This window comes from Bradyrhizobium sp. KZN70725, assembly GCF_055264925.1.
The window spans coordinates 1-1,527 of record NZ_JBUYWT010000163.1 but is presented as its reverse complement, the minus strand read 5'-3'; the positions used below and the strand labels follow the sequence as shown (position 1 = coordinate 1,527).

2 protein-coding genes and 1 pseudogene are annotated in these 1,527 nt (G+C 60.6%); 2 read left to right on the top strand and 1 reads right to left on the bottom strand.

The annotated features are described in order from the left end of the window. Positions 1-93: pseudogene (locus ACZBJS_RS42465) on the top strand (IS5/IS1182 family transposase); the annotation flags it as partial. A gap of 79 nt (positions 94-172) precedes the next feature. After that, a complete protein-coding gene (locus ACZBJS_RS42460; protein ID WP_141341221.1) occupies positions 173-469 on the top strand; it encodes a hypothetical protein in 297 nt (98 codons plus the stop codon). A 418-nt stretch (positions 470-887) separates the two neighbouring features. Here ACZBJS_RS42460 and ACZBJS_RS42455 read toward each other — a convergent pair. Next, on the bottom strand, positions 888-1,527 hold a 640-nt coding region (locus ACZBJS_RS42455; protein ID WP_463440326.1), incomplete at its 5' end, for a TCP-1/cpn60 chaperonin family protein.

Sequence of the window (1,527 nt, the reverse complement as noted above, 5' to 3'; positions counted from 1 at the left end):
CAGTTCCGCCGCGTCGCAACCCGCTTCGAAAAGACCGCCCGAAATTACCTGGCCGTCGTTACTCTCGCAGCCATCGTCTTATGGATGCGATAAATGTCCACACCACCTAGTCCTGCAGCGGCCCTATATGCTTTGATGCGCAGGACCGGAATTGAGATGCAAGGGTGGCCAGATGTATATGTTCGTTAGAAAGTACACCAAGGTTCGTTCAGTTGCGGATGCTGCCCGCCGCGCCAAGAGTGGCATCGGCCAGATCCTGAAGGATTCGCCCGGATTTAAATCTTATTATGTATTGGATGGGGGCCAAGGCGTTGGTGTCGCTGTGATGATATTCGAGGACCGCGAAAGCGCCAATGCGGCGAACGAAAAGGTCCTGCAGTTTGTTCAAGCAAGCATGCATGACCTTCATCTTGGCGCGCCCGAAATTATCGCAGGGGAAGTCTTGGTGAACATAGAATCTGATGCGTAGTTGATCGCAAGCGCCGCTGATCCGCAACGTGAGCGAGCATGGCGCCGAGAAGCTGCTGTGACGTTCGGCCAGAAGACGTTTCAATGTCACTGCACATGTATGGCCAGCATATCAATTACACGGGCCGCTCAGAGTTCGATGTGGAGCGAAGGCGCGAGAAGCCATACGTGCCAAAGGTCGCTGTCGACGAGCACGCGCGGACTAAGTCTTTTCGTCAGGCGGGAGCGTCGGCACGTCCGCTGCTGACCCTGGCTGTGTAACGCGAAGGCCGGACCACCTCTGAGGTCATTCTGTCATCGGGCCAGACCGGAAGTGGTTCGCCCAGCGACCGGCACGATTCGTGTCCGACATATAACCAGTACAGAAAAGCCGGGCGGCGATGCCGGGCCTCTCTTTCTTTGAACGCTGAACTTTGGACCTAGAAGTCCACACCACCCATGCCGCCCATGCCACCACCCCCTGGCATGCCGCCGGGTGCGCTCTTCTTCGGCAGCTCGGCGACCATGGCTTCCGTGGTGATTAGGAGTGCCGCGATGGAGGCGGCGTTCTGGATCGCGGTGCGCACGACCTTGGTCGGGTCGATGATGCCCTTCTTGACAAGGTCGGCATAGTCGCCGGTCTGGCCGTCGAAGCCGTAATTGTAGGTCTTGTTCTCCAGGATCTTGCCGACGATGACGGAGCCGTCCTCGCCGGCGTTGACCGCGATCTGGCGAGCCGGAGCCGACAGCGCCTTGCGCACGATCTCGACGCCGGTCTTCTGGTCGTCGTTCTTGGTGCGCAGGCCCTTCAGCTGCTCGGAGGCACGGAGCAGGGCGACGCCGCCGCCCGGGAGGATGCCTTCCTCGACAGCCGCGCGGGTCGCATGCATCGCGTCATCAACGCGATCCTTGCGCTCCTTCACCTCGACCTCAGTCGCGCCGCCGACGCGGATCACCGCGACGCCGCCCGCGAGCTTGGCGAGACGCTCCTGCAGCTTCTCACGGTCGTAGTCCGAGGTGGTCTCCTCGATCTGCGCCTTGATCTGGGCAACGCGGGCGTCGATGTCGGCCTTCTTGCCG

Excerpts from the sequence above, each read along its gene's own strand:
- ACZBJS_RS42460 (WP_141341221.1), top strand. The coding sequence starts at position 173 with ATGTATATGTTCGTTAGAAAGTACACCAAGGTTCGTTCAGTTGCGGAT.